The 22,033-nt window shown below is 69.8% G+C and carries 21 protein-coding genes; 11 read left to right on the plus strand and 10 right to left on the minus strand.

Annotated features, from left to right (window positions below):
* The first annotated feature begins 181 nt into the window (after positions 1 to 181).
* Both ACQPWU_RS46510 and ACQPWU_RS46515 read left to right on the plus strand, forming a co-directional pair.
* Positions 182 to 1,009, plus strand: a complete 828-nt coding sequence (locus tag ACQPWU_RS46510) for an SDR family NAD(P)-dependent oxidoreductase (protein ID WP_433432400.1) — start codon at positions 182 to 184, stop codon at positions 1,007 to 1,009.
* Between the two features lie 305 nt (positions 1,010 to 1,314).
* Positions 1,315 to 2,070 (plus strand): hypothetical protein, encoded by a 756-nt coding sequence (locus ACQPWU_RS46515; RefSeq protein ID WP_433432402.1) that lies wholly within the window; start codon positions 1,315 to 1,317, stop codon positions 2,068 to 2,070.
* A gap of 4 nt (positions 2,071 to 2,074) precedes the next feature.
* Here ACQPWU_RS46515 and ACQPWU_RS46520 read toward each other — a convergent pair whose 3' ends face one another.
* Together ACQPWU_RS46520 and ACQPWU_RS46525 are read right to left on the minus strand one after the other, a co-directional pair.
* On the minus strand, positions 2,075 to 3,619 hold the full coding sequence (locus ACQPWU_RS46520) for a serine/threonine-protein kinase (RefSeq protein ID WP_433432405.1): 1,545 nt from the start codon (positions 3,617 to 3,619) through the stop codon (positions 2,075 to 2,077).
* Between the two features lie 231 nt (positions 3,620 to 3,850).
* A complete protein-coding gene (locus ACQPWU_RS46525) occupies positions 3,851 to 4,495 on the minus strand; it encodes a response regulator (protein ID WP_433432408.1) in 645 nt (214 codons plus the stop codon).
* A gap of 112 nt (positions 4,496 to 4,607) precedes the next feature.
* Between ACQPWU_RS46525 and ACQPWU_RS46530 the strand changes: the two genes are divergently transcribed.
* A complete protein-coding gene (locus tag ACQPWU_RS46530) occupies positions 4,608 to 4,892 on the plus strand; it encodes an alpha/beta hydrolase (protein WP_433432410.1) in 285 nt (94 codons plus the stop codon).
* Between the two features lie 45 nt (positions 4,893 to 4,937).
* On the opposite strand, the gene ACQPWU_RS46535 is transcribed toward ACQPWU_RS46530, so the two are convergent.
* The 3 genes from ACQPWU_RS46535 to ACQPWU_RS46545 all read right to left on the minus strand — a co-directional run bounded on the left by ACQPWU_RS46535 (position 4,938) and on the right by ACQPWU_RS46545 (position 8,036).
* A complete protein-coding gene (locus tag ACQPWU_RS46535) occupies positions 4,938 to 5,930 on the minus strand; it encodes a DUF418 domain-containing protein (RefSeq protein ID WP_433432413.1) in 993 nt (330 codons plus the stop codon).
* 236 nt (positions 5,931 to 6,166) lie between these two features.
* On the minus strand, positions 6,167 to 6,799 hold the full coding sequence (locus ACQPWU_RS46540) for a response regulator (protein ID WP_433432416.1): 633 nt from the start codon (positions 6,797 to 6,799) through the stop codon (positions 6,167 to 6,169).
* Positions 6,792 to 8,036, minus strand: coding sequence for a sensor histidine kinase (locus ACQPWU_RS46545; protein WP_433432419.1), 1,245 nt, complete (start codon positions 8,034 to 8,036; stop codon positions 6,792 to 6,794). The genes ACQPWU_RS46540 and ACQPWU_RS46545 overlap by 8 nt, the downstream gene beginning before the upstream one ends.
* Before the next feature lie 175 nt (positions 8,037 to 8,211).
* On the opposite strand from ACQPWU_RS46545, the gene ACQPWU_RS46550 reads away from it, so the two are divergent.
* The 6 genes from ACQPWU_RS46550 to ACQPWU_RS46575 all read left to right on the plus strand — a co-directional run bounded on the left by ACQPWU_RS46550 (position 8,212) and on the right by ACQPWU_RS46575 (position 12,937).
* Positions 8,212 to 8,772, plus strand: coding sequence for a hypothetical protein (locus ACQPWU_RS46550; protein ID WP_433432422.1), 561 nt, complete (start codon positions 8,212 to 8,214; stop codon positions 8,770 to 8,772).
* A 28-nt stretch (positions 8,773 to 8,800) separates the two neighbouring features.
* A complete protein-coding gene (locus ACQPWU_RS46555) occupies positions 8,801 to 9,280 on the plus strand; it encodes a PH domain-containing protein (RefSeq protein ID WP_433432424.1) in 480 nt (159 codons plus the stop codon).
* Complete coding sequence (locus ACQPWU_RS46560; protein ID WP_433432427.1) at positions 9,277 to 10,851, plus strand: PH domain-containing protein; 1,575 nt, start codon at positions 9,277 to 9,279, stop codon at positions 10,849 to 10,851. The genes ACQPWU_RS46555 and ACQPWU_RS46560 overlap by 4 nt, the downstream gene beginning before the upstream one ends.
* A 193-nt stretch (positions 10,852 to 11,044) precedes the next feature.
* Positions 11,045 to 11,998, plus strand: a complete 954-nt coding sequence (locus ACQPWU_RS46565; RefSeq protein WP_433432428.1) for a DUF3500 domain-containing protein — start codon at positions 11,045 to 11,047, stop codon at positions 11,996 to 11,998.
* 175 nt (positions 11,999 to 12,173) lie between these two features.
* Entirely contained in the window at positions 12,174 to 12,614 is a 441-nt protein-coding gene (locus ACQPWU_RS46570; protein ID WP_433432430.1) for a cupin domain-containing protein, read from the plus strand.
* Entirely contained in the window at positions 12,611 to 12,937 is a 327-nt protein-coding gene (locus ACQPWU_RS46575; RefSeq protein WP_433432432.1) for a LuxR family transcriptional regulator, read from the plus strand. The genes ACQPWU_RS46570 and ACQPWU_RS46575 overlap by 4 nt, the downstream gene beginning before the upstream one ends.
* A 128-nt stretch (positions 12,938 to 13,065) precedes the next feature.
* Here ACQPWU_RS46575 and ACQPWU_RS46580 read toward each other — a convergent pair whose 3' ends face one another.
* The 5 genes from ACQPWU_RS46580 to ACQPWU_RS46600 form a co-directional block, all read right to left on the minus strand.
* Positions 13,066 to 13,902 (minus strand): alpha/beta hydrolase, encoded by an 837-nt coding sequence (locus ACQPWU_RS46580; protein WP_433432435.1) that lies wholly within the window; start codon positions 13,900 to 13,902, stop codon positions 13,066 to 13,068.
* A 153-nt stretch (positions 13,903 to 14,055) separates the two neighbouring features.
* On the minus strand, positions 14,056 to 14,736 hold the full coding sequence (locus ACQPWU_RS46585) for an alpha/beta fold hydrolase (RefSeq protein WP_433432438.1): 681 nt from the start codon (positions 14,734 to 14,736) through the stop codon (positions 14,056 to 14,058).
* A 119-nt stretch (positions 14,737 to 14,855) separates the two neighbouring features.
* Entirely contained in the window at positions 14,856 to 17,270 is a 2,415-nt protein-coding gene (locus ACQPWU_RS46590; RefSeq protein ID WP_433432441.1) for an ATP-binding protein, read from the minus strand.
* Positions 17,271 to 17,351: 81 nt separating this feature from the next.
* Positions 17,352 to 17,759 (minus strand): PepSY domain-containing protein, encoded by a 408-nt coding sequence (locus ACQPWU_RS46595; protein ID WP_433432444.1) that lies wholly within the window; start codon positions 17,757 to 17,759, stop codon positions 17,352 to 17,354.
* A gap of 161 nt (positions 17,760 to 17,920) precedes the next feature.
* Positions 17,921 to 19,315 (minus strand): dihydrolipoyl dehydrogenase family protein, encoded by a 1,395-nt coding sequence (locus tag ACQPWU_RS46600; protein WP_433432446.1) that lies wholly within the window; start codon positions 19,313 to 19,315, stop codon positions 17,921 to 17,923.
* Between the two features lie 274 nt (positions 19,316 to 19,589).
* Between ACQPWU_RS46600 and ACQPWU_RS46605 the strand changes: the two genes are divergently transcribed.
* A complete protein-coding gene (locus tag ACQPWU_RS46605) occupies positions 19,590 to 20,489 on the plus strand; it encodes a LysR family transcriptional regulator (RefSeq protein ID WP_433432449.1) in 900 nt (299 codons plus the stop codon).
* A 106-nt stretch (positions 20,490 to 20,595) separates the two neighbouring features.
* On the plus strand, positions 20,596 to 22,020 hold the full coding sequence (locus ACQPWU_RS46610) for a dihydrolipoyl dehydrogenase family protein (RefSeq protein WP_433432451.1): 1,425 nt from the start codon (positions 20,596 to 20,598) through the stop codon (positions 22,018 to 22,020).
* Positions 22,021 to 22,033: the final 13 nt, after the last annotated feature.

Raw genomic sequence — 22,033 nt, forward strand, 5'->3', positions numbered from 1 at the left:
CTCGGGTGTATCCGCCAACACCAGCAAGGAGTGCATCGGAGCCGGCCCCGACGCCACGACCCTGGAGACCTCAGCCAGATCGTCGTGGACCGTGCGGCGCTGTACGCGCCCGCGGCCGGACTGGCCCACGCCTCAGCCCTCACTGCTGTAGCCGACATCGCAGAAAGAACGGAAAGACATCATGAGCAAGGTCTGGTTCGTCACCGGTTCCTCCCGCGGCTTGGGCCGCAACTTCGTCGAGGCCGCCCTGTCCCGCGGCGACAAGGTGGCCGCGACCGCCCGCAACACCGGAAGCCTCGATGACCTGGTCGCCGCCCATGGCGACGCGGTGCTCCCGCTTGAACTGGACGTGACCGACAAGGCCGCCGTCTTCGAGAGCGTGAAGCGGGCCAAGGAGCACTTCGGCCGTCTCGACGTCATCGTGAACAACGCGGGCTACGGCCTGTTCGGCGCTGTCGAGGAGCTGACCGAGCGGGAATTGCGCGACCAGCTGGAGACCAACCTGTTCGGCGTGTTGTGGGTCGTCCAGGCTGCGCTGCCCCATCTGCGCGAGCAGGGTGCAGGGCACATCATCCAGATCTCCTCGGTCGGCGGCGTCTCCGCGATGCCGCTCGGCGGCGGATACCACGCCTCCAAGTGGGCCCTCGAAGGCCTGAGCGAATCCCTCGCCCAAGAGGTCGCCGGCTTCGGCATCAGGGTGACCGTGGTCGAGCCCGGCTCCTACGCCACCGAGGCGATCGCCGGCGCCGTCCAGGTCGAGGCCCACCCGCTCTACGACGGTCTCCGCGAGAGCTTCGCCGCGTTCGCGAAGACGCTCGACTTGGGCGACCCGGCCGCCGCGGGCCGGGCACTCCTCAAGATCGCCGACTCGGACGACCCGCCCCTGCGGGTGTTCTTCGGCACCCAGGGCAACCAGATGCTCCAGCAGGTCTACGCCGACCGGCTCAAGACCTGGGAGGACTGGCAGGAGCTTTCGGTGGAGGCTCATGGACACACCCCCGCGGCCTGACCTGCGGGAAAGCGCAGACCACACCACGGGAACTCCCTCCAGCAGGGCAACGGCCCCCATCCCCGGAGCGGGGGTGGGGGCCGTGGCCGTCCTTACTCATGCCTCGGCCTCCCCGGGCTGGGATAGTTGCGGGCAATCGGCCTGTAAGTGCGCTCCGAAGAATGGCTGACATGACAAATTTCCCTATGGTGCGCCGAGTCCCACCGAGACGGTACGGTGCCGTCCTCGTTCTCACGCTGGTTGCGCTCGCGGGGTGCGGCCTCGCAGGCGGTGAGGCAAGGGACGCCGGCACTGCTCCCGCGCCCGTGCCCAGCAGCGCGACCGCCGCGCCCAGGGAGAGCACGCCCACTCAGGCCGAGAGCGCGCCGGCCCAGGCCGAGACCGGCCAGAACGGCCGATCCCCGGCTGTGGTCGAGCCGGGAGGCGTCCTTACCGACGGCAGCACGGTCTCGGCCGAGTTGACCCGCGCAGGGCAGAAGGACAAGTTCACCCTGGACTTGGGCGATGCCAAGGAGTTCTACGTCACTGACATGCAGGGCGACGACATCCAGTTACAGGTGTTCTCCGAAGTCGACGGTGAGCCGTTGGGCCCGTCCAGCACCGCGCTGAGCTTCGGCACCTCGATCTTCAAGCTGACCAAGGCGGGCGGGCACCGGTTGGAGGTCTGGGGGAACACGAACGTCATAGGGTCGTACAGCTTCCGGATCGCGACCGTGAAGGTCCGGACATTTCCCGCGGCGATCGGCATGAAGATCGGTGAGGGCAGCCCCGCCGGGGCCGGGCGGCTGGACGTCCCCGGACGGGTCGACCGCTTCGAGTTCGACTCGGACGGCGCCACAGCTGTCAAGGTCCTCGGTGGCGCGGGGGCGTGCACGGCCATCCAGTTGGAGCTGTTCGACGCCGCCGAGAAGAGCGTCGCCAGCGCCCGGCAGCCTTTCCCGCTGTGCGGCTACGAGTTCGACATCCCGCTCTCGGGCGGGGACGGACGCTATGCGCTGATTGTCAGATCGGGCGAGGCGAAGACCGGGGCATATTCCTTCCAGATCGCGCGCGCCGGCTGAACGGTCAGGAGCGGCGCAGGCTCCCGCGGTATTCCAGCGCGCCTGCGCCCTCCTGCCGCACGAGATCCAGAGTCCCGGGATCTTTCAGGGTGAGGGTCATGTCTCCGCCCACGCACTGATCCCGCTGCGCCACCGTCATTTCGAGCACGGTGGCGCTCCGCACGCGGGTCAGCGTGGCCTGCTGCTCGCAGTCGCCGTTCGACCACGTCCCGGTGCTCTGCCCGCCCGTCAGGGTGACCGTGACATCGACGCCCCTCTTGCGGTCGTCCTGTGAGACGACCTGCCCCGTCCAAGTCCCCGCGAAGGCTTCGGGAATCCCGCCCGCCCCGGCGGGGGACGGTGCCGGGGTCGACTCCCGGGCCTGGGACGGTGTCGAGGTCGGTCCGGAGGCCGGCTCCCGGCCTGCGGACCTGTCAGGGACCGCCTGTGTCGTCGCCCCGTCGCCCGCGGCCGAGTTGCCGATCGCCCCCCTGGCGTACAGCACACCGGCTGTCGCGAGGGCCGCGACGGTGACGGCGATCAACGGTATGGCAGGCCGCATCCTCCGACGGCTGGTCCGTTCGCCGTACGGCGGCGCGGAGAGGGTGTCCCGCCCCGGGATGCCGGCGCCGCCAAGAAGCACCTCTGGAGGGGGAGCCGGCACCGTCGCGCCGTCCGCGGGCAGGGGTGCCGGGCCGGGCGCGGGCTCGGACTCGGCCGGGAGCACTTTGGTCGCGCCGAGGGCGGGCCAGTTCGGCGGGACGTACGAGCTGGGGACCGGACCGACGTCGGGAACCGTGACGATGGGGGCCCCGGGGTCGACCAGGCGGATCAGGAGCGACCGAGCAGAGAGGCGTGTCCGGGGATCCTTGGACAGGCAGGTGGCCAGGGTCTCGCGCAGGCTCTGCGGAACGCCCGAAAGGTCGGGGTCCTGGGTGAGAATGCGGTGGAAGACGGCGGCGACGGTGTCGCTGCCGAACGGAGCCCGGCCGGTCGCGGCGTAGACCATGGTCGCGGCCCAGGCGAAAACGTCGGCGGCGGGAGACCCGTGTTCTCCTTTGAGCTGCTCGGGCGCCATGTACGGCGGGGTGCCCGACATCGTCGAAGGCGCCGTGCCGGCGTCGAGTGGCCGGGCGATGCCGAAGTCGACCACACGTGGTCCGTCGGGACCGAGCAGCACGTTGGCGGGTTTGAAGTCCCGATGCACGACCCCGGCGCCGTGGATGGCGGCGAGGGCGCAGGCCGTGCCGACCGCCAGCCGCTCCAGGTCGCCGTTCCGCAGGGGGCCGCCCGCGCGTACCCGCTCCTGCAGCGATGGGCCCGCGACGAACTCGCTCACCACATACGGGACCGGCCCGTCGGGCGCGGCCTCCAGAACGCGGGCCGTGCAGAAGGGAGCCACCCGTTGGGCCGACTCCAGCTCCCTGGCCAGCCGGCGACGGGTGTCACGATCAGTGCCACCCTTGAGGACCTTGATCGCCACGCGGGCGCCGGACGCGCTCCGCCCCTCGTAGACGATCCCCTGCCCGCCCTCGCCCAGGCGCGCGACGACCTGGAACGATCCGAGCACACGAGGGTCTCCTGGCTCCAGCGGGCCCGCGGGCATGAACTCCTCCACGCACGTTGGGGGCCGGCTGCCACCGGCACGCCGTGCACCCCCCAGGGTCACGCCAGGCCATCGCCGCGGCGCTGCGAAGGATTGTAGTGACAATTCGTCGGCTCGGGCAGAGGCGTCGGCGAGCACCCGCGCTCTGCTTGCCCCAGCGTCCGCCGGATACGCCCTCGTCGAGGGCACTGGCGGTCAGGCCTGCAGATAACGGAGGACGGCGAGTACCCGGCGGTGGTCGTGCTCCGATGGAGACAGGCCGAGCTTGGCGAAGATCTGCGTCACGTGTTTCTCCACCGAGCCGTACGACAGGAACAGCGCACTGGCGATGGCGTTGTTGGAACGCCCTTCCGCCATCATGGCCAGCACCTCGCGTTCCCTGAGGGTGAGGGTGCTCAGGGCCACCGCGCGCCTGCTGGCGCCCATGATCTGGGTGACGACCTCCGGGTCCAGGACGGTCTCCCCTGCCGCGATCCGGTCGAGCGCGGCCAGGAAGTCCTTGACGTCGGCCACGCGCTCCTTCAGCAGGTATCCCACCCCCTGGGCGCCACCGGCGAGCAGTTGGGCGGCGTAACGCGTCTCGATGTACTGAGAGAACACCAGCACGCCCAGACCCGGATGATCACGGCGGATCTGGATCGCGGCCTGAAGACCCTCGTCGGTGTGAGAAGGCGGCATGCGCACGTCAACCACGGCGATGTCGGGACTGTGTTCCGCCACGGCCGCCAGGAGCGCGTCGCCATCACCCACGGCGGCCACCACCTCCCGGCCGCGGGAGGCGAGCAGCATGCACAGACCCTCCCGGAGCATCACGGCGTCCTCGGCGATCACGATACGCATCCGCTGCCCGTTCAAATGTGCGGACGAGCGGGGATACACCGGCTACGACCAGTTGCAGAAGTACCGTCGTCAGGGGCGGAAGATCTCGCCGAACCTCGGAGGAGGAGCCGCGATGGACGCGCTGGGATGCGCCGGGTGGCCGCTGCAGGTCACCAACCCGTCCCGTCCGCTGCCGACCCGCGGCCTGCCGCCGTTCCTGGGGGTCGGCAGCACATGGGGCGACTACACCTGGACCGACAGCTTCACCAAGATGATCCCGGGATCGGTGACGGTCGCCTACGACGCTCCTGGCCACGCCCTGTACCTGCTGGGGAAGAAGTGCCCGATCGCACACGCCACCACATATCTGACCGATCTGACACTGCCCAAGCCGGGCACCACCTGCCCTGCCGAATGAATCGTTTCGTGGTCCCGGCAACGGCGTCCGCGTAGATGGCTGCCCCTACGGGTCTGAGCGGCTCAGGGGCGGGCGCTGAGCCCAGGTGGCCCAGCGCCAGAGCCATTCGACCGGACCCTGGTGGAAGCGGCTCAGCCAGAGGGCGGAGAACGACCACTGGGCGATGAGGATGACGGCGGCGATCAGGAGCACTGTCGTGGAGGCCCATTCGTGCGGCCGGCCGCCGATCAGGCGAGCGGCCGCCAGGACGAGGAGCGTGGCGGTCAGGTAGTTGGTCAACGCCATTCGGCCCAGTGGTGTGAAGACCTTGTGCAGCAGCGGGCGGAGCGGCGTTCTGAGCAGGACCAGGATGAGGCACACGTATATGCCGGCGAGCAGCAGACCTCCCACGACGGAGGCGAAGCGGACGGCGTGGTCGTTCGCCCCGCCTACCTGTACCCAGAGCGCGGGCACCGCGCCCGCTGCGAATAGCAGGGCCAGTACGGCGGGGACGCGGGCGGAGTCTTCGATCCGGGCGATCACGCCGTACCGGACCAGTGCCGAACCCAGCAGGAACAGCGCGGGCACCTCCGTGTAGAAGCCGCCGACGAGCAGCGCGGTCGCAACGAGTACGGCGGCGAGTGCGGCCACGGCCCACCGGGGCAGCCAGGTGGAGGGCAGCAGCACGATCAGGCCGGCCAGGGCGTAGAAGGTCAGGATCTCGCCTCGCCACAGCAGCACGAAATGCGCAAGGCCGATCGCGAGCAGGGCCAGCAGCCGGCGCAGCAGCAGCAATCGCGGGCGCGCTCCGCGCCGGGCGGCGGACTCCAGGAGCAGTGAGAAGCCGATGCCGAAGAGTAAGGAGAAGATCGGGAAGAAGCGTTGGTGGACGAGCAGGTCCAGCCACGCCCGCCCGGTGACGACGTCGCCGCCGCCGGCGATCGCCTGGATGTTGGCCAGCAAGATCCCGCACAGGGCGAATCCGCGCAGCACGTCGAGCGCGGTGATGCGGGCCGGGCTCTGCGATTCGGGCGCTGAGGGTGAGCAGTCAGGTCGCATGAGCTCACCCTGCCGTTGTGGCCTCGTGCTGTTATCGGCCGAACGGGCATGATCGGGTCGGCGTCACTGTACGTTCGGTCGATACCGCGTGCGCGATCGACCGCTCCCACCGCGAGCCGGCGCTGGTCAGTGTGGGATCGACGCGCCGCCGGGGCGGCGCGTTACGCACCTCGACGTCGGCCCGGTCGCCGGGACAGGCGATGGTGAGACGGTGCCTGTCTTCGGCAAGTGATGGCTCAGGACAGCAGACCGCGTTCGAACGCCGTCATCACCGCGGCCGTACGATCCGAGACGCCGAGCTTCTTGAAGGAGCGGAGCAGATACGTCTTGACGGTGGCCTCGCTGATGAACAGTTCGGTGCCGATTTCGGCGTTGGTCAGGCCCTGGCTGACCAGGCGCAGCACCTCGCACTCACGCTCGGAGAGAGCCGACTGTTCAGGCCCGCGGGCGCGGAAGAGCTTGCCGGCGAGGGAGGGGGTGAGCACGGTCTCGCCGCGGGCGGCGCTCCGGACCGCGCCGATCAGTTCGTGCCGCGAACTGCCTTTCAGCAGATAGCCGGCCGCGCCGGCCTCCACCGCGCGCAAGATGTCGGTGTCGTCCTCGTACGTGGTCACGATGACGACCTTGCTGTCCGGCAGTCGACGCAGGATGTGCTGGGTGGCCGAGACTCCGTCCATGCCGCCCATGCGCAGGTCCAGCAGGATGATGTCCGGCCGGAGCGCCCCTGCCTGGACGACCGCCTCCTCGCCGGAGCCGGCCTCGCCGACGACGGTGATGCCGTCGGCGGACTCCAGCATGGCGATGAGGCCCTCCCGGACCACCGGATGATCGTCGGCCAGCAGGACCCTGATCGGCCTTTCTTCAGCCACTGGCCGACTCCTTGCCTGCGACGCTCGCGGCCGGCACGGGAACGTTCACTTCGATGGCGGTGCCTTCGCCTGGGCGACTGCTGATGGTCACTGTCCCGTCGATCTCCGCTACCCGGGCCTGCATGCCGTGCAGCCCGTATCCTTCCTGCAGGCCGTCCGGCGTGAACCCCTCGCCGTCGTCACGGATCAGCAGGCGGGCGGAGTCCCTTTCGAAGGTCATCACCACGTCCACCGTACGGGCCTGCTTGGCGTGCTTGCGCACGTTGGCGATCGCCTCCTGCACCGAGCGCAGCAGGACGACGTTGACGGCCATCGGCAGGGTCTCCTCCTCGCCCCGAACCGAGGTGCGCACGTCCAGGCCGGTCTCGGCGACCAGTCCGTCGGCCTGCCTGCGTACGGCCTGCACCAGAGAGCCCCCGCGCAGGGTGGGCGGCGTCAGGGCGGCGACGAAGCCACGCGCCTCGGCGAGGGACTCCCTGGCCACTTGCCCGGCTCGCGACAGATGCCTGCTTGCCTTGTCCGGCGCGTCACGCACATTCGACTCCGCCGCCTGGACCAGGCTGATGATGCTGGTCAGGCCCTGGGCGAGAGTGTCGTGGATCTCCCGGGCCAGCCGTTCCCGTTCGGCGGAGATGCCCGCCTCGTGCGAGAGCCTGGCCACTCGCTCCCGGCTGCGCCGCAGTTCCTCGATGAGCTCGGCGCGCTCCTTGCTCTGTCGTGTCACCCGCTTGATCCACAGTCCGAGCAGAACCGACAGCGCGACACTCAACAGCGAGATGGGCAGCGAGCCCCAGAGGCTCGTCCCCGATTCCCAGAGAACCGCCAGGGGGAACAGGTTGGCCACCACGAGCAAGCCGACGGCCTGCGTCATCGGCAGGCTCATGATCAGCATGGGTGCCACGGCGAACAGCGCGAAGGAGCCGATGGGGCCGAACATCGTGGTGACGCAGAACAGCAGCACCAGCCCGATCGCGAAGACCAGGTTTCTCGGCCCGGACGTGTGATTGATCATCAGGCGGCGGCCGAGCCCGGCGTACCACGGCACGATCAGCGTCAACGTGCCGATCGCGATGGAGTGCTGGGCCTGGGAGTCGTCCGAGACGAACAACAGCGCCGAGGTGACCAGGTAGGAGACGGCGAAGAAGCCGTCCCACAGGCCGAACCAGCCGGTGCGCGGCTCCGCGCCATGCTGCTCGCCGGTCTGCCGCCGCTCGTCTGCCTGAGGTCGCACACGCACGGCAACAGTCCTACCACGGCCGCACACCGTGTCCACCGACCGGTTGACAACCAGGACCCACCGTTCGGTCGTCTCGCCGCGGGCGCCGCGTCCCTAGCGTTGAAAGCGCAAGAGAAACGTGCGAAGCGCGAAAGCGGCACAGAAATCCACCTGGCGATACGGAGAATCCTTCAAAATGAGTCAGTTCCTTGCTGCCCTCATCGCGAGCGGAACCATTCTGCTCATCATCCTGGCCACCGACCTGGGACAGCGCCGCATCACCACGATGCGCATGCTGCGGTCGGTCATCGCTGTAGCCGTCATCATCGCCATATTCGTCCATTCCCTTCCGACACAGGGAAACGACCTGTCATTGCAACTCGTGGGGATCGGTACGGGGCTGATCTGCGGGCTGATCGCCGGTGCGTTGCTGCCTGCGTATCGGCGTGAGTCGGGTGAGCTCTACACCGTCGGCGGGATCGGCTACGCGCTGGTGTGGATCGTGCTGTCCGCCGGACGCGTCGTCTTCGCGTACGGAGCCGAGCACTGGTTCGCCGAGGGCCTGGTCCGCTTCTCCATCGACTACCAGATCAGCGGAGCGGACACCTACGCCAACGCCTTCGTCTTCATGTCGCTGACGATGGTTCTGACGCGTACCGCCGTACTCATGACCAAGATGCGCAAGCTCAAGGCCCGCGGCACGGCGGACGTCGAGGAACACGCCAATGCCTCCGTGGCCCGCTTCGGCAGCCGCTGACATCACCCCGATGAAAGGTACGAGCAACATGAGGCTTCGCCCGCCCCGCAATCGCGTCGCCGGCCGAGCGATCGGCTGGTGGAGCGCGCAGTCCGCGGTGTTCGCGCTCCCCCTGCCGCTCGCCTTCGCGATCCTGTGGGCCGGCATCCCCCCGACACGTGAGCTCTTCATGTGGTTCACCCTGATCTCCCTCGTGCCCGGGCTGCTCTACATGGCCGTCATGCCGTCCTGGCGCTACCGGGTGCACCGCTGGGAGGTCACCGACGAGGCCGTCTACGCGGCCTCCGGCTGGCTCTGGCAGCAGTGGCGAGTCGTTCCGCTGTCCCGCGTCCAGACCGTCGACACGCTGCGCGGTCCGCTGCAGCAGTTGTTCGGGCTCTCCGGCGTCAGTGTGACCACCGCCTCCTCCTCCGCCGTCCGCATCAAAGGGCTCGACCAGAAGGTCGGTGACGAGCTCGTCGCGTACCTGACGCGCAGCACGCAGGCCGTACCGGGGGATGCCACATGACATCCGGGAGCACTCTTCGGCGGACGGCGCGCACCACGCCCCGCGACCACGGGGGACGGCTGAGCGGCCGGCTCATCCTGGTCAACCTGAGCATCCTCCTCACCCCGCTGGCCATGTTCCTGGTCAGCCTGCTCATCACCGGCGGGCAGACGAACCTCCAGGTCCTCGTCACGCTCGGCTCGCTGTTCCTCACCTGCCTGGTCGTCGGCGGCATCGGGTTGGCGCGGTTCACGACCACCCGCTACCACCTCGCCGGCGACCGGTTCGAGCTCAGCTCGGGCCTGCTCTTCCGCAGCCGGCACTCGGTCCCGATCGCCCGCATACGCAGCGTCGACCTGACCGCCAACCCGGTGCATCGCCTCTTCGGCCTGACCACGCTGAGGATCGACACCGGCGGGCAGGGGGGCTCCGCCGGTCGAGGGCTCAGACTGGACGGCCTCACCGAGGCGGACGCCCACGAGCTGCGCCGCCTGATCATCGAACGGCGCGCGACGGGTCACGCCGGCAGCATCGCGGACAACGACGGCCTCATCAGCGAGCTGGACCGATCCTGGTTGCGGTATGCCCCGCTCACCGTCTGGGGCGTCGGCAGCGTGCTGGCCGCGGCAGGCGGCGTCTACCGCGCTCTGCACGAGATGAAGATCGACCCGCTCGAACTCGGCATCGTCAAGGACCTCGTCCACCGCTTCGGCTCCGTCCCGCTCTGGTACGGCGTCCTGCTGGCCGTACTCGCCCTCGTCGCCCTCGGCGTGGCCTGCTCGACCGTCACCTTCATCGAAAGCTGGAGCGGGTATGAACTACGGCGCGGCGAAGGCGGGGTCCTGCGGATAAGCCGCGGCCTGCTGGCCACCCGCTCCGTGAGCATGGAGGAACGCCGGATGCGCGGCGTCGAACTGGTCGAGCCCATCCCGCTGCGCTGGGCCAAGGGCGCCAAGCTCAATGCCGTCACCAGCGGCCTGGGCGATCGCGAGGAGAACCGCAGGCGTCGCGCCCTGACCCCGCCGGTCCCCCACGCCGAGGCGCTGCGGGTCGCCGCCGAAGTGCTGCCGGCCGCCACGCCGCCGGAGCGGGAACTGCTCGGCAGGCAGGACCTGACGCCGCACCCCCGCGCCGCCCTGCGAAGGAGGATCAACCAAGCAGTGATGGCCGCGATCCTGATCGCCGCCATCCCCGTCGGTCTCGGACTGTGGCTCAGCCCCGCGCTCGTCACCACCGGCTGGATCACCGGCCTGGTACTGATACCGGCCCTGACGGCCCTCGCTTACGACGCCTACCGCGGTCTCGGTCACGGGATGCGCGGCCGCTATCTCGCCACCGCGTACGGGGCGTTCGCCCGGCGCACCGTCGTTCTCCGGCGGGACGGGATCATCGGCTGGACCATCACCCGGTCGCCGTTCCAGCGCCGTGCCGGCCTGCTCACCCTCGGAGCCACCACGTCCGCGGGAGACGGCCTCTACAAGGTCCGCGACGTGTCCGTGGACCAGGGACTCGCCCTGGCCGAGGCCGCGGTGCCCCGGCTGCTCGCCCCGTTCGTCGAATGGGAGCGACAGGACGCGAAGGCAGACCGATGACTGTTTCTGCCAGGAGGCCCGGTTGCCGCCCGGGCCGCATGAGCCCACTCGCCTCCCTACCGGCGGCTGTACTGGGCTGCCGCAAGGGGCACGCCGTGATGTCATTCAATTTGAAGTATGTTGCGGTTTGTGACAGTCAGAGACGGTGTTCCGACCTCGACGGCACCCCCTCCCCCCCTTCAAGGAACCTTTTATGAGTGCCCATGACATCCAGGTGATGCGGCAGGCGGTGCTGCGATTCCTCGGCTCGCTCGACACCGAGCGGAGGGCCGCGGCGACGGCGGCGTTCGGCTCACCCGAGCGCACCGAGTGGTCCTATCTCCCCGGCCCTCGTCCAGGGCTGCCTCTGGTCGCGATGACCTCCGGCCAGCAGGAACTGGCCCTCGCCCTTCTCGACACCGGCTGCGGCGTGGCCGGCGCGCACACGGCAAGAGGCGTCATCGAGCTCGAGCGCGTCCGGCGCCGCCTGGTCACCGGCGTCGACGAGATCGACGGCGACCGCTACTGGTTCCGGGTGTTCGGCGATCCGGCAGGAGCGGCCCCATGGGCGTGGCGGGTCAACGGCCACCACCTCGCGGTGCACATCACAGTCGTGGGCGACTCGATCGCCGTCACACCGAGCTTCCTGGGCGCCGAGCCGGCCATGGTCCTGTCCGGACCGCAGCGAGGTCTGCGGCTGCTCGTCGACGAGGAGGAAATGGGCCGAGCCCTGCTCGCCGAACTCGCGCCGCACCAGCGATCGATCGCGATCACCGGCGAGGTGGCCCCCGACGACGTCCTCACCCGCAACGACCCCGTGGCCGACCTCGGCCGCATCCCCCGTGGACTGTCCTACGCGGACATGTCGACGCCTTCGAAGGCCCTGCTCGAACGGCTCATCCGCCGCTACTTCGACCGCGCTCCAGGCTGGTACGGCGAGACCTGCTGGCGGGACGCGATCGACGCGGGCCTCGACAAGGTGACGTTCGCGTGGACGGGATCCGACCAGAGAGGACAGGGCCACTACTACTGCGTCGCCGGGCCCACGCTCCTGCTGGAGTACGACAACACCCAGGACGACGCCAACCACATCCACTCCGTATGGCGCGACCTCCGTGACGACTGGGGCGGGGACCTGCTCGCACGGCACTACGCCGACCACCACTGACCACTCGCGCCAGGACCGCGGACCAGACGGCTGCGCCGAGCCCGCCCGAGCAGGCGGGCCCGGCGGCGGTTTCCGGCCGGCGCACTGTTCAGAGCGTTGTCACACATCGGGGCGCTGTCTTGTCTGAGCTGGTGAACGGCCGGATCGAGCCGGCCACTTCCCGGAAGGAATCCTGATGAGCACCGATCACGCTCACGCTCACCACCTCGAGAACCCTGACAAGAGCGGGCCGCCGCCGAAGATCGACGTGATCGCCACCGTGCCTGGAGCCCCGCCTGCGCCGGAGGGGGCCGAGGCGATGACGATCCTGGTCACGTTGCCGCCCAACAGCCCTGGCGCGCCACCTCACCGGCACTCCGGGCCCGCGTACGGGTTCGTGGTCAAAGGGGCGATCAACTTCGAGCTCGAAGGCGAACCCGTGCGGGTCGTCCGGGCCGGCGAGGCGTTCTGGGAGCCCGGCGGGGACGTGATCCACTACCAGGACGGCAACCACCTCGCCGACGAGGAGTCGGCGTTCGTGGTGACGATGTTCTGCGCGCCCGGGCAGCCGATGTTGATCCCGGTCAGCCCGGAGGAGCTGGAAGCCCGGCGGGACCGTCGCGCGCCGCGGTCATGACCAAGGTTTCGCTGACCGCGCTCGTCCTTGATCAGCTCACGCTCGCCCGTGAGGCGGACAGTGGCCGCAGCGCCACCACTGTCCACGGTGGACACGATCGTTCGTTGCGGCAGACCGTGATGGCGTTGCGGCAGGGCGAGCACATGCACGAACACGAGCATCCCGGCGAGGTCACGGTGCACGTGCTGCACGGGCAGGTGCGGCTTGTCGCCGGGCCTGACTCGTGGGACGGAATGCCCGGTGACCTGCTGGTCATGCCCGAACGCCGCCACCGCGTGGAGGCCGTGCAGGACTGCGCGTTCCTGTTCACGACCGCACGCTGAAAGCGAAGAAGGGCGGGAACCGGATTCGGTTCCCGCCTTCAGCGTTGCCAGAAGGTCATTCGACCAGCTTGCCGACCATGGAGCCGACGTGCAGCGAGCACGCCTGCTCGGCCCCGGGCCCGGCCGGTTCAGCCGGCCGCACGAGCGGCGTCCTGGATGAGGCGGGTCACCAGGCCCGGCTGGCTGATCATCGGCACGTGCGAGGCGGCCACCTCGGTGGTGTGGGAGCCGGCGCGCTTGTACATGAAGCGCTCGAGCTGGGGTGGAATGGCCTTGTCCTGGGTGGCCACCAGGCCCCACGAGGGGATGGTGCGCCAGGCGGCGCCAGTGGTCTTGTCGGTGAAGGAGGAGGCGCTGAACGGCCGCTGTCCGGCCTGCATGAGGCGAGTGGTGGACACGGGCAGGTCGGCGGCGAAGGCGCTGCGGAACTTGTCGGCCCGCAGGTACAGGTCGGTGCCGGTGGTGCCGTCCGGGTTGGGGTAGGGCACTTCCTGGACGGCGTCGGGGATCTGGGTGCCGGGGTACTTGTTGATCAGGACGCCGAGTTGTTCGCCCTCGTCGGGCACGAACGCGGCGACGTAGACCAGCGCCTTGACGTTGGGGATGCCGACGGCGGCGTTCGTGATCACGGCTCCGCCGTAGGAGTGGCCTACCAGCACGATCGGCCCCTCGATCGACTTCAGGAAGCTGGCGATGTACGGCGCGTCGATGGGCAGGCCGCGCAGCGGGTTGGCCGGCGCCATGACCGGATACCCCTTCTCCTGCAACCGGCTGATCACGCCGTTCCAGTTGGAGGCGTCGGCGAATCCGCCGTGCACCAAGACGATCGTGGGCTTGACCGTGGAAGACGCGTCATCGTGCGCGGGGGCCGCGGACGCGGCCGGGACCGGAAGCAGCGCGGCGGCCAGGCTGCCGGCAGCGGCGGCGAACGCGGCGCGGCGCGGCAGTGCGGTGGGACGGTTCATAGCTGTCTCCAATGAAATTTGCGTGGGTTCGGGAGCGGCGCTCGAGCACGGTTCAGCGCGGCGCCGCCCCGGAGGCCGAGCGGCCCCGAGGCGGCGTGATCTGCCGGCGCCCTGGCGTCAGGCGGCGGCCTGTCGTCAGGCGGCGGCCTGTCGTCAGGCGGCGGCCTGGCGGATGAGGTCGGCGACCGCGGCCGGCTGCGAGACGTAGACGGCGTGGCTGCCGATGACCTCGACGACCTTGGCTCCGGCGCGTTCGGCCATCATCCGCTGGGCCGGCGGCGGGATCATGCGGTCCTCGGTGGCCACCAGATACCAGCTTCGCTTGTGCCGCCAGGCCGGTTCGGTGACCGCCCCGCCGAGGGCGTCCACGCCCCAGGGGACCTGCGCGTCGGCCATGAACGCGGCCAACTGGGCGGGCAGATCGGCGGCGAACGCGCCGTGGAACTTGTCGCGGTCGAGATGGAGGAAGCCGTCGCGCGGGGGCAGGATGGGCGGCACCGGCGCCCCGGGCGGCGGGTCGGCGATGAGCGTGCTGACCGACTCGCCCTTGTCGGCGGCGAACGCGGCGATGTACGCCAGCACCGCCACGTTGGGGTGCGTACCGGCCTCGCTGACGACGACGCCGCCGTAGGAGTGGCCGACCAGGACGGCCGGGCCGTCGAGGCTGTCCAGGACCTGGCGGGTCGCGGCGACGTCACCCTCCAGCGACAGCGTCGGGTTCTGCACGATCCGGACGCGGAAACCGTCCCTGGCGAGCTCGTCGTAGACGCCCTGCCAGCCGGATCCGTCCACGAACCCACCGTGCACGAGCACGATGTTCCTGATGGTCGTCATGGTCGCTCCTGACCTGGATGGACAGGCCCGACGCCTGTCCCCGTGCGTTCAATCCAAGTAGCGCGCAAGAGGCCAGACCATGCAGAACAGCACGCAGAAGTTCCGCGCGAGCCTGTACGTCAGGGCGCGGCGCTCGCCAGGTCGTGGCAGCGGCTGCTCGCCTCGGCGTCGCCGATCGCCTCGAACACCTCGGCCGCGCGCGCGTACGCCTGGCGGCTCTCTCCGGTCCTGCCCTCGTCGGCCAGCACGGCCGCGAGGCTCTCCAGGCAGCGGGCCTGCGAACCGGACAACGGGAACTGCTCAAAGAGGCTGATCGCCTCGGTGAACTTGACGATCGCTTCGGCCCGGCGGCCGAGCAGTCCCAGACATAAGCCGGCGCCGGCAAGCGCGTTCGGCCGGGTGAGCGCCGCGATGCTCGGTGTCATCCCAGACCCCTCGTCGCCCGCCAGAGCGCACATCTCGAGGTATCGCTCCAGTGCCTCGGCGAAGCGTCCGTCGCCGCGAAAACACTCGCCGACCGTGCCGAGACACTGGCAGTACGCATCGATGTCGCCATTGGCCTTGAACATCTCCGCCGCACTGGACACCGACGCGACGGCTTCATCGAGCCGTCCGAGCCGTAGTAGCGCACGTCCGACGTACATGTGGCCCCAGGCGATCTGCGCCGTGGCGCCACTGTGGGTAGCGCGGTCCAACACCTCGGCCGCGTACCGCATCATGACTTCCGGGTCGGGGGGCGGCACCATATGGTGAACCCGGGCCAGATAGTTCAGCTGAGCCGCCTGCTGGGCCGGATCACCAAGGGCGGCGGCGGCATCCGCGCCGAGAGTGAAGACTTCCTGCCAATGCGGCCAGAGCCTCCACCGGTCGGAGAACCAGCGCATCGACTCGGCACAGTCGAGAACGACAGAGTGCCGGCCGCTGCCGGCCGCGTACCGCAGTGCGCCCAGCCAGTTGTCCGAATCCACGCGCAGCCAGCGGTCGGCGTCCTCCGGGGAGGACAGGTCGGCGAGGTCGGCGTCGGGCCGGTCGGGACGGCCGTAGGCGGGTTCGAACCAGCGCCCGGCGGTGGTGGCCATCCGCAGCAGCCACGACGTCACCGTCTCGGTGATCGCCTCCCGATCGGCCTCGGCCTGCTCCTTGTGAAGCCGGTCGCGGGCGAACAGCCGGACCAGGTCGTGGAAGCGGTAGCGGCCCGACGTGCTGTCCTGCAGCAGGCCAAGGTCGACGAGCTCGTCGAGAGCATCCCAGGCGTCCTCGATCGCGATCTCGCCGACGACCGCGGCGAGGGCGGCGTCGAAGTCCCGGCCGGGCACCAGGGCGAGCCGGCGGAAGACTCGTCGCGGCGATTCGGCAAGCTGCTCGTAGGACATCTCGAACGCGGTGGCGACCTCGAGATCGCCGGCCCTGAGCTGGTTGAGGCGGCGCTCCTCGTCCGTCATCCTGGCGACGAGCTCGCCGGCGTCCCATTCGGGCCGGCTGACCAGCCGGTTCCCGATGATCCGCAGCGCGAGGGGCAGGCCACCGCACAGCTGCGCGAGCCGGGTGAGCGCCGGTTCTCCGTCTGATGCGGAACGTTCGCCCAGAATCCCGGTCAGCAGCTCGGTGGCTTCCAGCAGAGGCAGGGGTCCCAGGCTCAGTCTGCGCACGCCCTCCAGCCCGGCCAGCAACCGGCGGCTGGTCACCAGAACCCTGCCTGCGCCGCCACCCGGCAGCAGCGGACGGATCTGCTCCTCGGAGGCGGCGTTGTCGAGCACGACCAGAACGCGCTTGTCCCGCAGCGACGATCGGTACAAGGAAGCGCGCCCAGGAATGTCATGAGGTATCTGCTGATCCGCGACACCGAGCGCACGAAGCAGCAGAGCCAATGCCTCCTCGACGGCGAGGGGCTGCGGGGACATGCCGAACAGATCGAGGAAGAGCACCCCGTCCGGAAAGTCCGGCCGCAGGGCATGGGCGGCGCGAACCGCGAACGTGGTCTTGCCCAGACCGGCAGAGCCGGTGATGAGCCCCACGCCCGCGGCCCCCGGCGCGTCGCCGGCGTGAACCAGATCTTCCGTCCAGGCCAGCTCCGCGACCCGGCCGGTGAAGTCGTCAACGGATCGGGGAAGCTCACACAGCCCGGTCGGGCGCGCCCAGCGATCCCGCAGGCGGCCGTCCCGCGCCAGTTCGATGAGCTCTTTGCGGGCGACCTCCTCCAGAGCGAGGGCGTCCGCGAGGGCGGTGACGGTCCGGTGCTGGGGTCCCTTACTGCGTCCGCGCTCCATGTCCGACAAGGTGCGGGCGCTGACCCCGGAGGCCTCGGCGAGCTGCTCCAGAGTCAGGCGTGCCGCGTGCCGATGGCGACGCAGCAGCCCCGCTAAGCTCGGTGGATCGGCGATGGGACCACTCCTGCTCTGCAGTGGGGTACGTGACCCGCTGGAAACGCATGCAAGCCTACTCGGGCGACCATGGCAGGCTGTCTTCCCCTCAGAGCACCAGAGCGGCGAACAGCCCGTACTCGATGGCTGTCGCGGCGTTGGCGGGCCCGGCAATGGTGCCCGTGATGACGTTACCTTGCGGGCCCCACGGAGGGCGCTGGTTCGCCTGCGGGCAGGCGAACCAGCGCCACCTGATCAGTCGTCGTCGCCGCCGTGCCGGCCGCCGTGACGGTCGCCGCCTCGGTCGTCGTCGCGCCCGCCGTGGTCGTCCCGGCCCACCCGCTTGGCCTCGTGGTGGATGATCTTGCCGGTGGCGACCGCGACGTACAGCTCGTGCCGTTGGGAGCCCTTGATCAGCTTGACTTCCCACACGTCCGGCCGCGCGCCCCGGCTGTAGTACTCGACCTTGGTGACCCTGGCGCCCGGCACCGCCTTGAGCGCGATCCGGATGGCCTGCTTCCTCGTGACCTTCGTCGCAGCCGTAGCTGTAGACGCAGTGACGCTCTCGGCCGCGGTCGCGGACGTGGCTAAGGCCACTCCCCCGCCCGCGACCAGCGTGACGACTCCGGCTCCTACGATGATGAACTTCTTCGTGATCCGCATGACCTCAGCACATCGCGATCAGCGGTAATCGCGCGCTAAGAGCCGGTTAAGGCGCTGCCTCGTTCGGTGAGCCGGCGGTGGCAGACGCGGATCGCCCTAGCGGATCTCATAGATGGCGATGGTCCCGCTCACCTCGTTGCCCACGATCAGCAGCGCGGAACCTAGAGTCCGTACTTTTCGAGCAGGTGCAGCCAGACCTCACTGACCGTGGGAAATGGGGGCACCGCCTGCCACAGCGTGTCGAGCGGCATCTCGCCGACGATCGCGATGGTGGCCGAGTGCAGCAGCTCCTGCACGCCAGGCCCAGTGAAGGTGGCACCGGCCAGCACCTTGCGGTCGGCGTCGACGACGAGCTTGCACGTGCCGGTGATCCCCACACCCAGCACCCGGGCCCCATCGACGTCGCCGGTTCCGGTGGTCACGGTCCGCACCGCCAAGCCGCGTTCGCGGGCCTGCTTCTCGGTCAGTCCGACCGCGCAGACCTGGGGATCGGTGAAGGTCACGCGCGGCACCACATCGGTCGCCTCGGGCACGTCCTTACCCATGATCACATCGGCGGCGAGCCTGGCCTGGTACTTGCCCATGTGGGTCAGCAGCGCGCGGCCGTTGCAGTCGCCGACTGCGTACAGCCAGCCGCCCGGCACGCGCGCGGCCCGCATCCAGCCGTCGACCTCGACGAATCCGCCGGCTGTCAGGCCGATGGCCTCCAGACCGAGGCCCTCGGTCTCCGGCCGGCGGCCCACCGCGACGAGGATCTCATCGGCAGTGACCTGGCGGCCGTCGCCCAGCGTCGCGGTCAGTGGCCCCTCGGCGTCGGCCCGCGCGACGGCGGTCACGCGGACGCCCGTCACGACGTTGATGTCTTCAGCCTCGAACGCCGCCCGCACCTGCTCACCGGCGAACGGTTCCTCCGCCACCAGCAGCCGCTCGGCTTCCTCCACCACCGTCACCTCGGGACAACCCAGCCGCCGGTACGCCTGCGCCATCTCGGCGCCGACGAACCCGCCGCCGATCACCAGCAGCCGCTCGGGCAGGTCTTTGGCCGCCGTCGCGTCCTGGTTGTCCCACGCCTGGATGCGGCGTAGGCCGTCGATGGGCGGGATGGCCGCACTCGTGCCCGTGGCCAACACCACCGCCCGGTGCGCCGTCATCCGTCGCGTCGCGCCATCGGCGGTCGAGATATCGACCACCCGCTCGTCGGCGATGCGCCCCGATCCACGGACGAACGTGACGCCTTTCTCCTCGAAATAGGGCAGCTGCGCCGAGTCGTCCCACCCGCCGACCAGCTGATCACGGCGCGCGAACGCCTCCCGCGAATCAAGGACGCCGGTGAGCGCCTCTGCCGCTCCCGGCACCCGGCGAGTGGCCGCGAGCACGTCCCCCGGCCGGATCAGCGCCTTGCTCGGAATGCATCCGTAGTACAGGCACTCGCCCCCCACCAGCCGCTGCTCCACCAACGCCACCGACAGCCCACCGTCGGCACATCTGCCGGCGACCGTCTCCCCCGCAGGTCCCGCGCCGATCACGATCACGTCGAATTCGTCCAACGAGCACACCCCCCGCGTGGCACTTACCCGCCGCCCAAGTGACAACACGCGCTGTGCGCGTCACGGTCCGTGCGCCTGCCACGACCTCGACGCCCTTGCGATCGGCCGCGGGACCAGGGCGGTCCCGGTCCAGCGGGAGTCCCGCGCCACGTCCATGAATGCGTCTCCCGGACAGGGACGCCGGATGCAGTGATCGGGGTAGACGATCTACAGAAGGCAGGCATAAGCCATACCTATGGCCGGTGAGTGGCACCCGCGCTACCAGGCGTGATTCGATCGATATGTGGAATTGCGGGAGATGCAGGCGTTCGTCGCGGTCGCCGAAGAGGGCAGTGTGTCCGCGGCCGCGCGTCGTCTGCATCTGAGCCAGCCGGCGCTGTCCCAGACGATCAGCGCCCTGGAGCGGGAACTGGGGGTGGAGTTGCTCGTGCGCAGTTCCACCGGCGTGACGATCACTGAGGCCGGCCTTACCCTTCTCGCCGAAGCCCGCGCCGTTCTGGCGCGGCACGACCAGGCGCTGGCGGCCGTCGCCCGGCACACCGCGACCGGCGGGGGCGTCCTGCGGATCGGCATCCCGCTCGAGCTGGCGCCCGACCTGCTCACCGGGCCGCTCGCCGATCTCGCCGAGGCCTATCCGGACACCCGGGTGCAGGCCTATCACCTGTCCACGGCCGCGCAGGTGGCCGCGCTGCGCGCCGACGAGCTCGATGTCGGGTTGGTACGCGAGCATCCCGTCGGCCCGGACCTGGATGCCGTCCAGATCGCCGAGGAACGACTCGGAGTGCTGCTCTCCACCGACCACGCCGCGAAGGTCGTCGGCCCCGGCGGCATCCACCTGGACGCGCTCGCGGGGCTGGACTGGGTGGGATTTCCACGCTCGGGCAGCCCTGCCTGGTACGACGAACTCACCGCCATCCTGCGCAGCCACGGCCTTGACCTGGGACCGCCCGCCCCGGAGGGGCAGGAACTGATCGCCCCGGTGAAGTTCGCCGCCGTCAGCACAGGCCACGCGTTCGCCTTGGCACCCCCCGGCTGGCCACATCCCATCCCCGACGGCATCACCTGGTCCCCGCTGGTCGGTCATCCTCTCGTCCGGCGTACCTGGGCCGCGTGGAAGGCCGAGTCCCACCGCCGCGACCTGGGCCACCTCATCGTCGCTCTCGGCCAGTCCGCGCCGATGTAACCGGAAGGCGGCGCCCGCTCGGCTGACCGCCTGTCATTCACATTGCCCGGCTTCCGCGAGCCCACTACTCCAATAATTTCTAGTCGAACGAGATCGGAGACCCTTCGTGGCGGATGAGAATGACGTTTTCGATGTGATCGTCATCGGCGCGGGGCCCGTCGGGGAGACGGCGGCCGAACGCGTCGTACGGGGCGGTTTGACGGTGGCCGTCATCGAGGAGCGCCTGGTGGGCGGCGAGTGCAATTACTACGGCTGCATCCCGAGCAAGGCTCTGCTGTGGCCGATGGAGATCGCGGCCGAGGTCAGCCGGATGCCGGGCCTCGAGCTGCGTGGCCCGATCGACGCCGCCGCGGTGCTGGCCCGCCGCGACGAGTTCGTGTCCCACTTCGACGACGGCGGCTACGTGAGCTGGCTGCATGATCTCCCCGCGACGTTCGTACGGGGCCGTGGCCGCCTGGCCGGGCCGTTGCGTGTCGAGGTGAGGATGCCGGACGGCGGCACACGGCCGCTGCGGGCCCGGCACGCCGTCGTCGTGGCCACCGGCAGCGCTCCCGGCATCCCTGACGTGCCAGGGTTGCGGGAGGCGCGCCCGTGGACGAACCAGCAGGCGACGAGTGTCCAGCAGGTGCCCAAGCGGCTCGTCGTGATCGGCGGCGGGCCTGTCGCGTGCGAGATGGCCCAGGCCTTGCATGCCCTCGGCGCCCAGGAGACCACCATGCTCGTACGCGGAGATCGCCTGCTCACCCAGACCGAGCCGATCGCCGGGGAACTGGTGGCCAAATCATTTGCCGAATCGGGCATAGAGGTACGCCTCGGACGCCGGGCCGTTCGTGTCGAGAGGTCGGTCCCGGGCGGCACGGTGACCATCCATACCGACGACGGCTCACGGATCGACGCGGACGAGATCCTCGTCGCCACCGGCCGCAGGCCGACCGTGCACGACCTCGGCCTGGAGACGGTCGGCCTGGAGGCCGACGGGCCGATCACGGTGGACGCGAGCATGCGGGCGACCGGGATCACCGACGGGTGGCTGTACGCAGTCGGGGACGTCAACGGCCGCAACCTGCTCACGCATATGGGCAAGTACCAGGCCCGTATCTGCGGCGACGTGATCGCGGTGCGCGCCAAGGGCCTGCCGGGCGACGCGCCGGCGCTTCGCGACACCGCCGGCGATCGGGGCGCACCTCAGGTCATCTTCACCGACCCGCAGGTCTGCGCGGTCGGACGCACCGAGGCCAAGGCCCGCGCCGACGGCTTCGCTGTACGCGTCGTGGAGTACGACATGGGCGCCGTGATCGGTGCAAGGCTCCAGGCCGAGGGCTACACAGGCTGGGCGAAACTGGTCGTCGACGAGGACCGCCGCGTGCTCCTGGGCGCCACCTTCGTCGGCCCGGCCGTGGTCGATCTCCTCCACTCGGCCACCATCGCGGTGACCTCCGCGGTGCCCCTGGACGAGCTCTGGCACGCCGTCCCCGTGTTCCCCACCACCAGCGAGATCTGGCTCAGCCTGCTCCTGAGATACGGCCTGTAGCTACGGCTCATAG

It is taken from the genome of Nonomuraea sp. CA-141351 (genome assembly GCF_050944675.1).
Classification (GTDB): domain Bacteria; phylum Actinomycetota; class Actinomycetes; order Streptosporangiales; family Streptosporangiaceae; genus Nonomuraea.

Bases quoted from the DNA above. Each gene is read 5' to 3' on its own strand.
- ACQPWU_RS46595 (WP_433432444.1), bottom strand. From the start codon at position 17,759: ATGCGGATCACGAAGAAGTTCATCATCGTAGGAGCCGGAGTCGTCACG.
- ACQPWU_RS46535 (WP_433432413.1), bottom strand. From the start codon at position 5,930: ATGCGACCTGACTGCTCACCCTCAGCGCCCGAATCGCAGAGCCCGGCC.
- ACQPWU_RS46585 (WP_433432438.1), bottom strand. From the start codon at position 14,736: ATGACGACCATCAGGAACATCGTGCTCGTGCACGGTGGGTTCGTGGAC.
- ACQPWU_RS46510 (WP_433432400.1), top strand. From the start codon at position 182: ATGAGCAAGGTCTGGTTCGTCACCGGTTCCTCCCGCGGCTTGGGCCGC.
- ACQPWU_RS46565 (WP_433432428.1), top strand. From the start codon at position 11,045: ATGAGTGCCCATGACATCCAGGTGATGCGGCAGGCGGTGCTGCGATTC.
- ACQPWU_RS46525 (WP_433432408.1), bottom strand. From the start codon at position 4,495: ATGCGTATCGTGATCGCCGAGGACGCCGTGATGCTCCGGGAGGGTCTG.
- ACQPWU_RS46530 (WP_433432410.1), top strand. From the start codon at position 4,608: ATGGACGCGCTGGGATGCGCCGGGTGGCCGCTGCAGGTCACCAACCCG.
- ACQPWU_RS46575 (WP_433432432.1), top strand. From the start codon at position 12,611: ATGACCAAGGTTTCGCTGACCGCGCTCGTCCTTGATCAGCTCACGCTC.
- ACQPWU_RS46570 (WP_433432430.1), top strand. From the start codon at position 12,174: ATGAGCACCGATCACGCTCACGCTCACCACCTCGAGAACCCTGACAAG.
- ACQPWU_RS46580 (WP_433432435.1), bottom strand. From the start codon at position 13,902: ATGAACCGTCCCACCGCACTGCCGCGCCGCGCCGCGTTCGCCGCCGCT.
- ACQPWU_RS46560 (WP_433432427.1), top strand. From the start codon at position 9,277: ATGACATCCGGGAGCACTCTTCGGCGGACGGCGCGCACCACGCCCCGC.
- ACQPWU_RS46555 (WP_433432424.1), top strand. From the start codon at position 8,801: ATGAGGCTTCGCCCGCCCCGCAATCGCGTCGCCGGCCGAGCGATCGGC.
- ACQPWU_RS46550 (WP_433432422.1), top strand. From the start codon at position 8,212: ATGAGTCAGTTCCTTGCTGCCCTCATCGCGAGCGGAACCATTCTGCTC.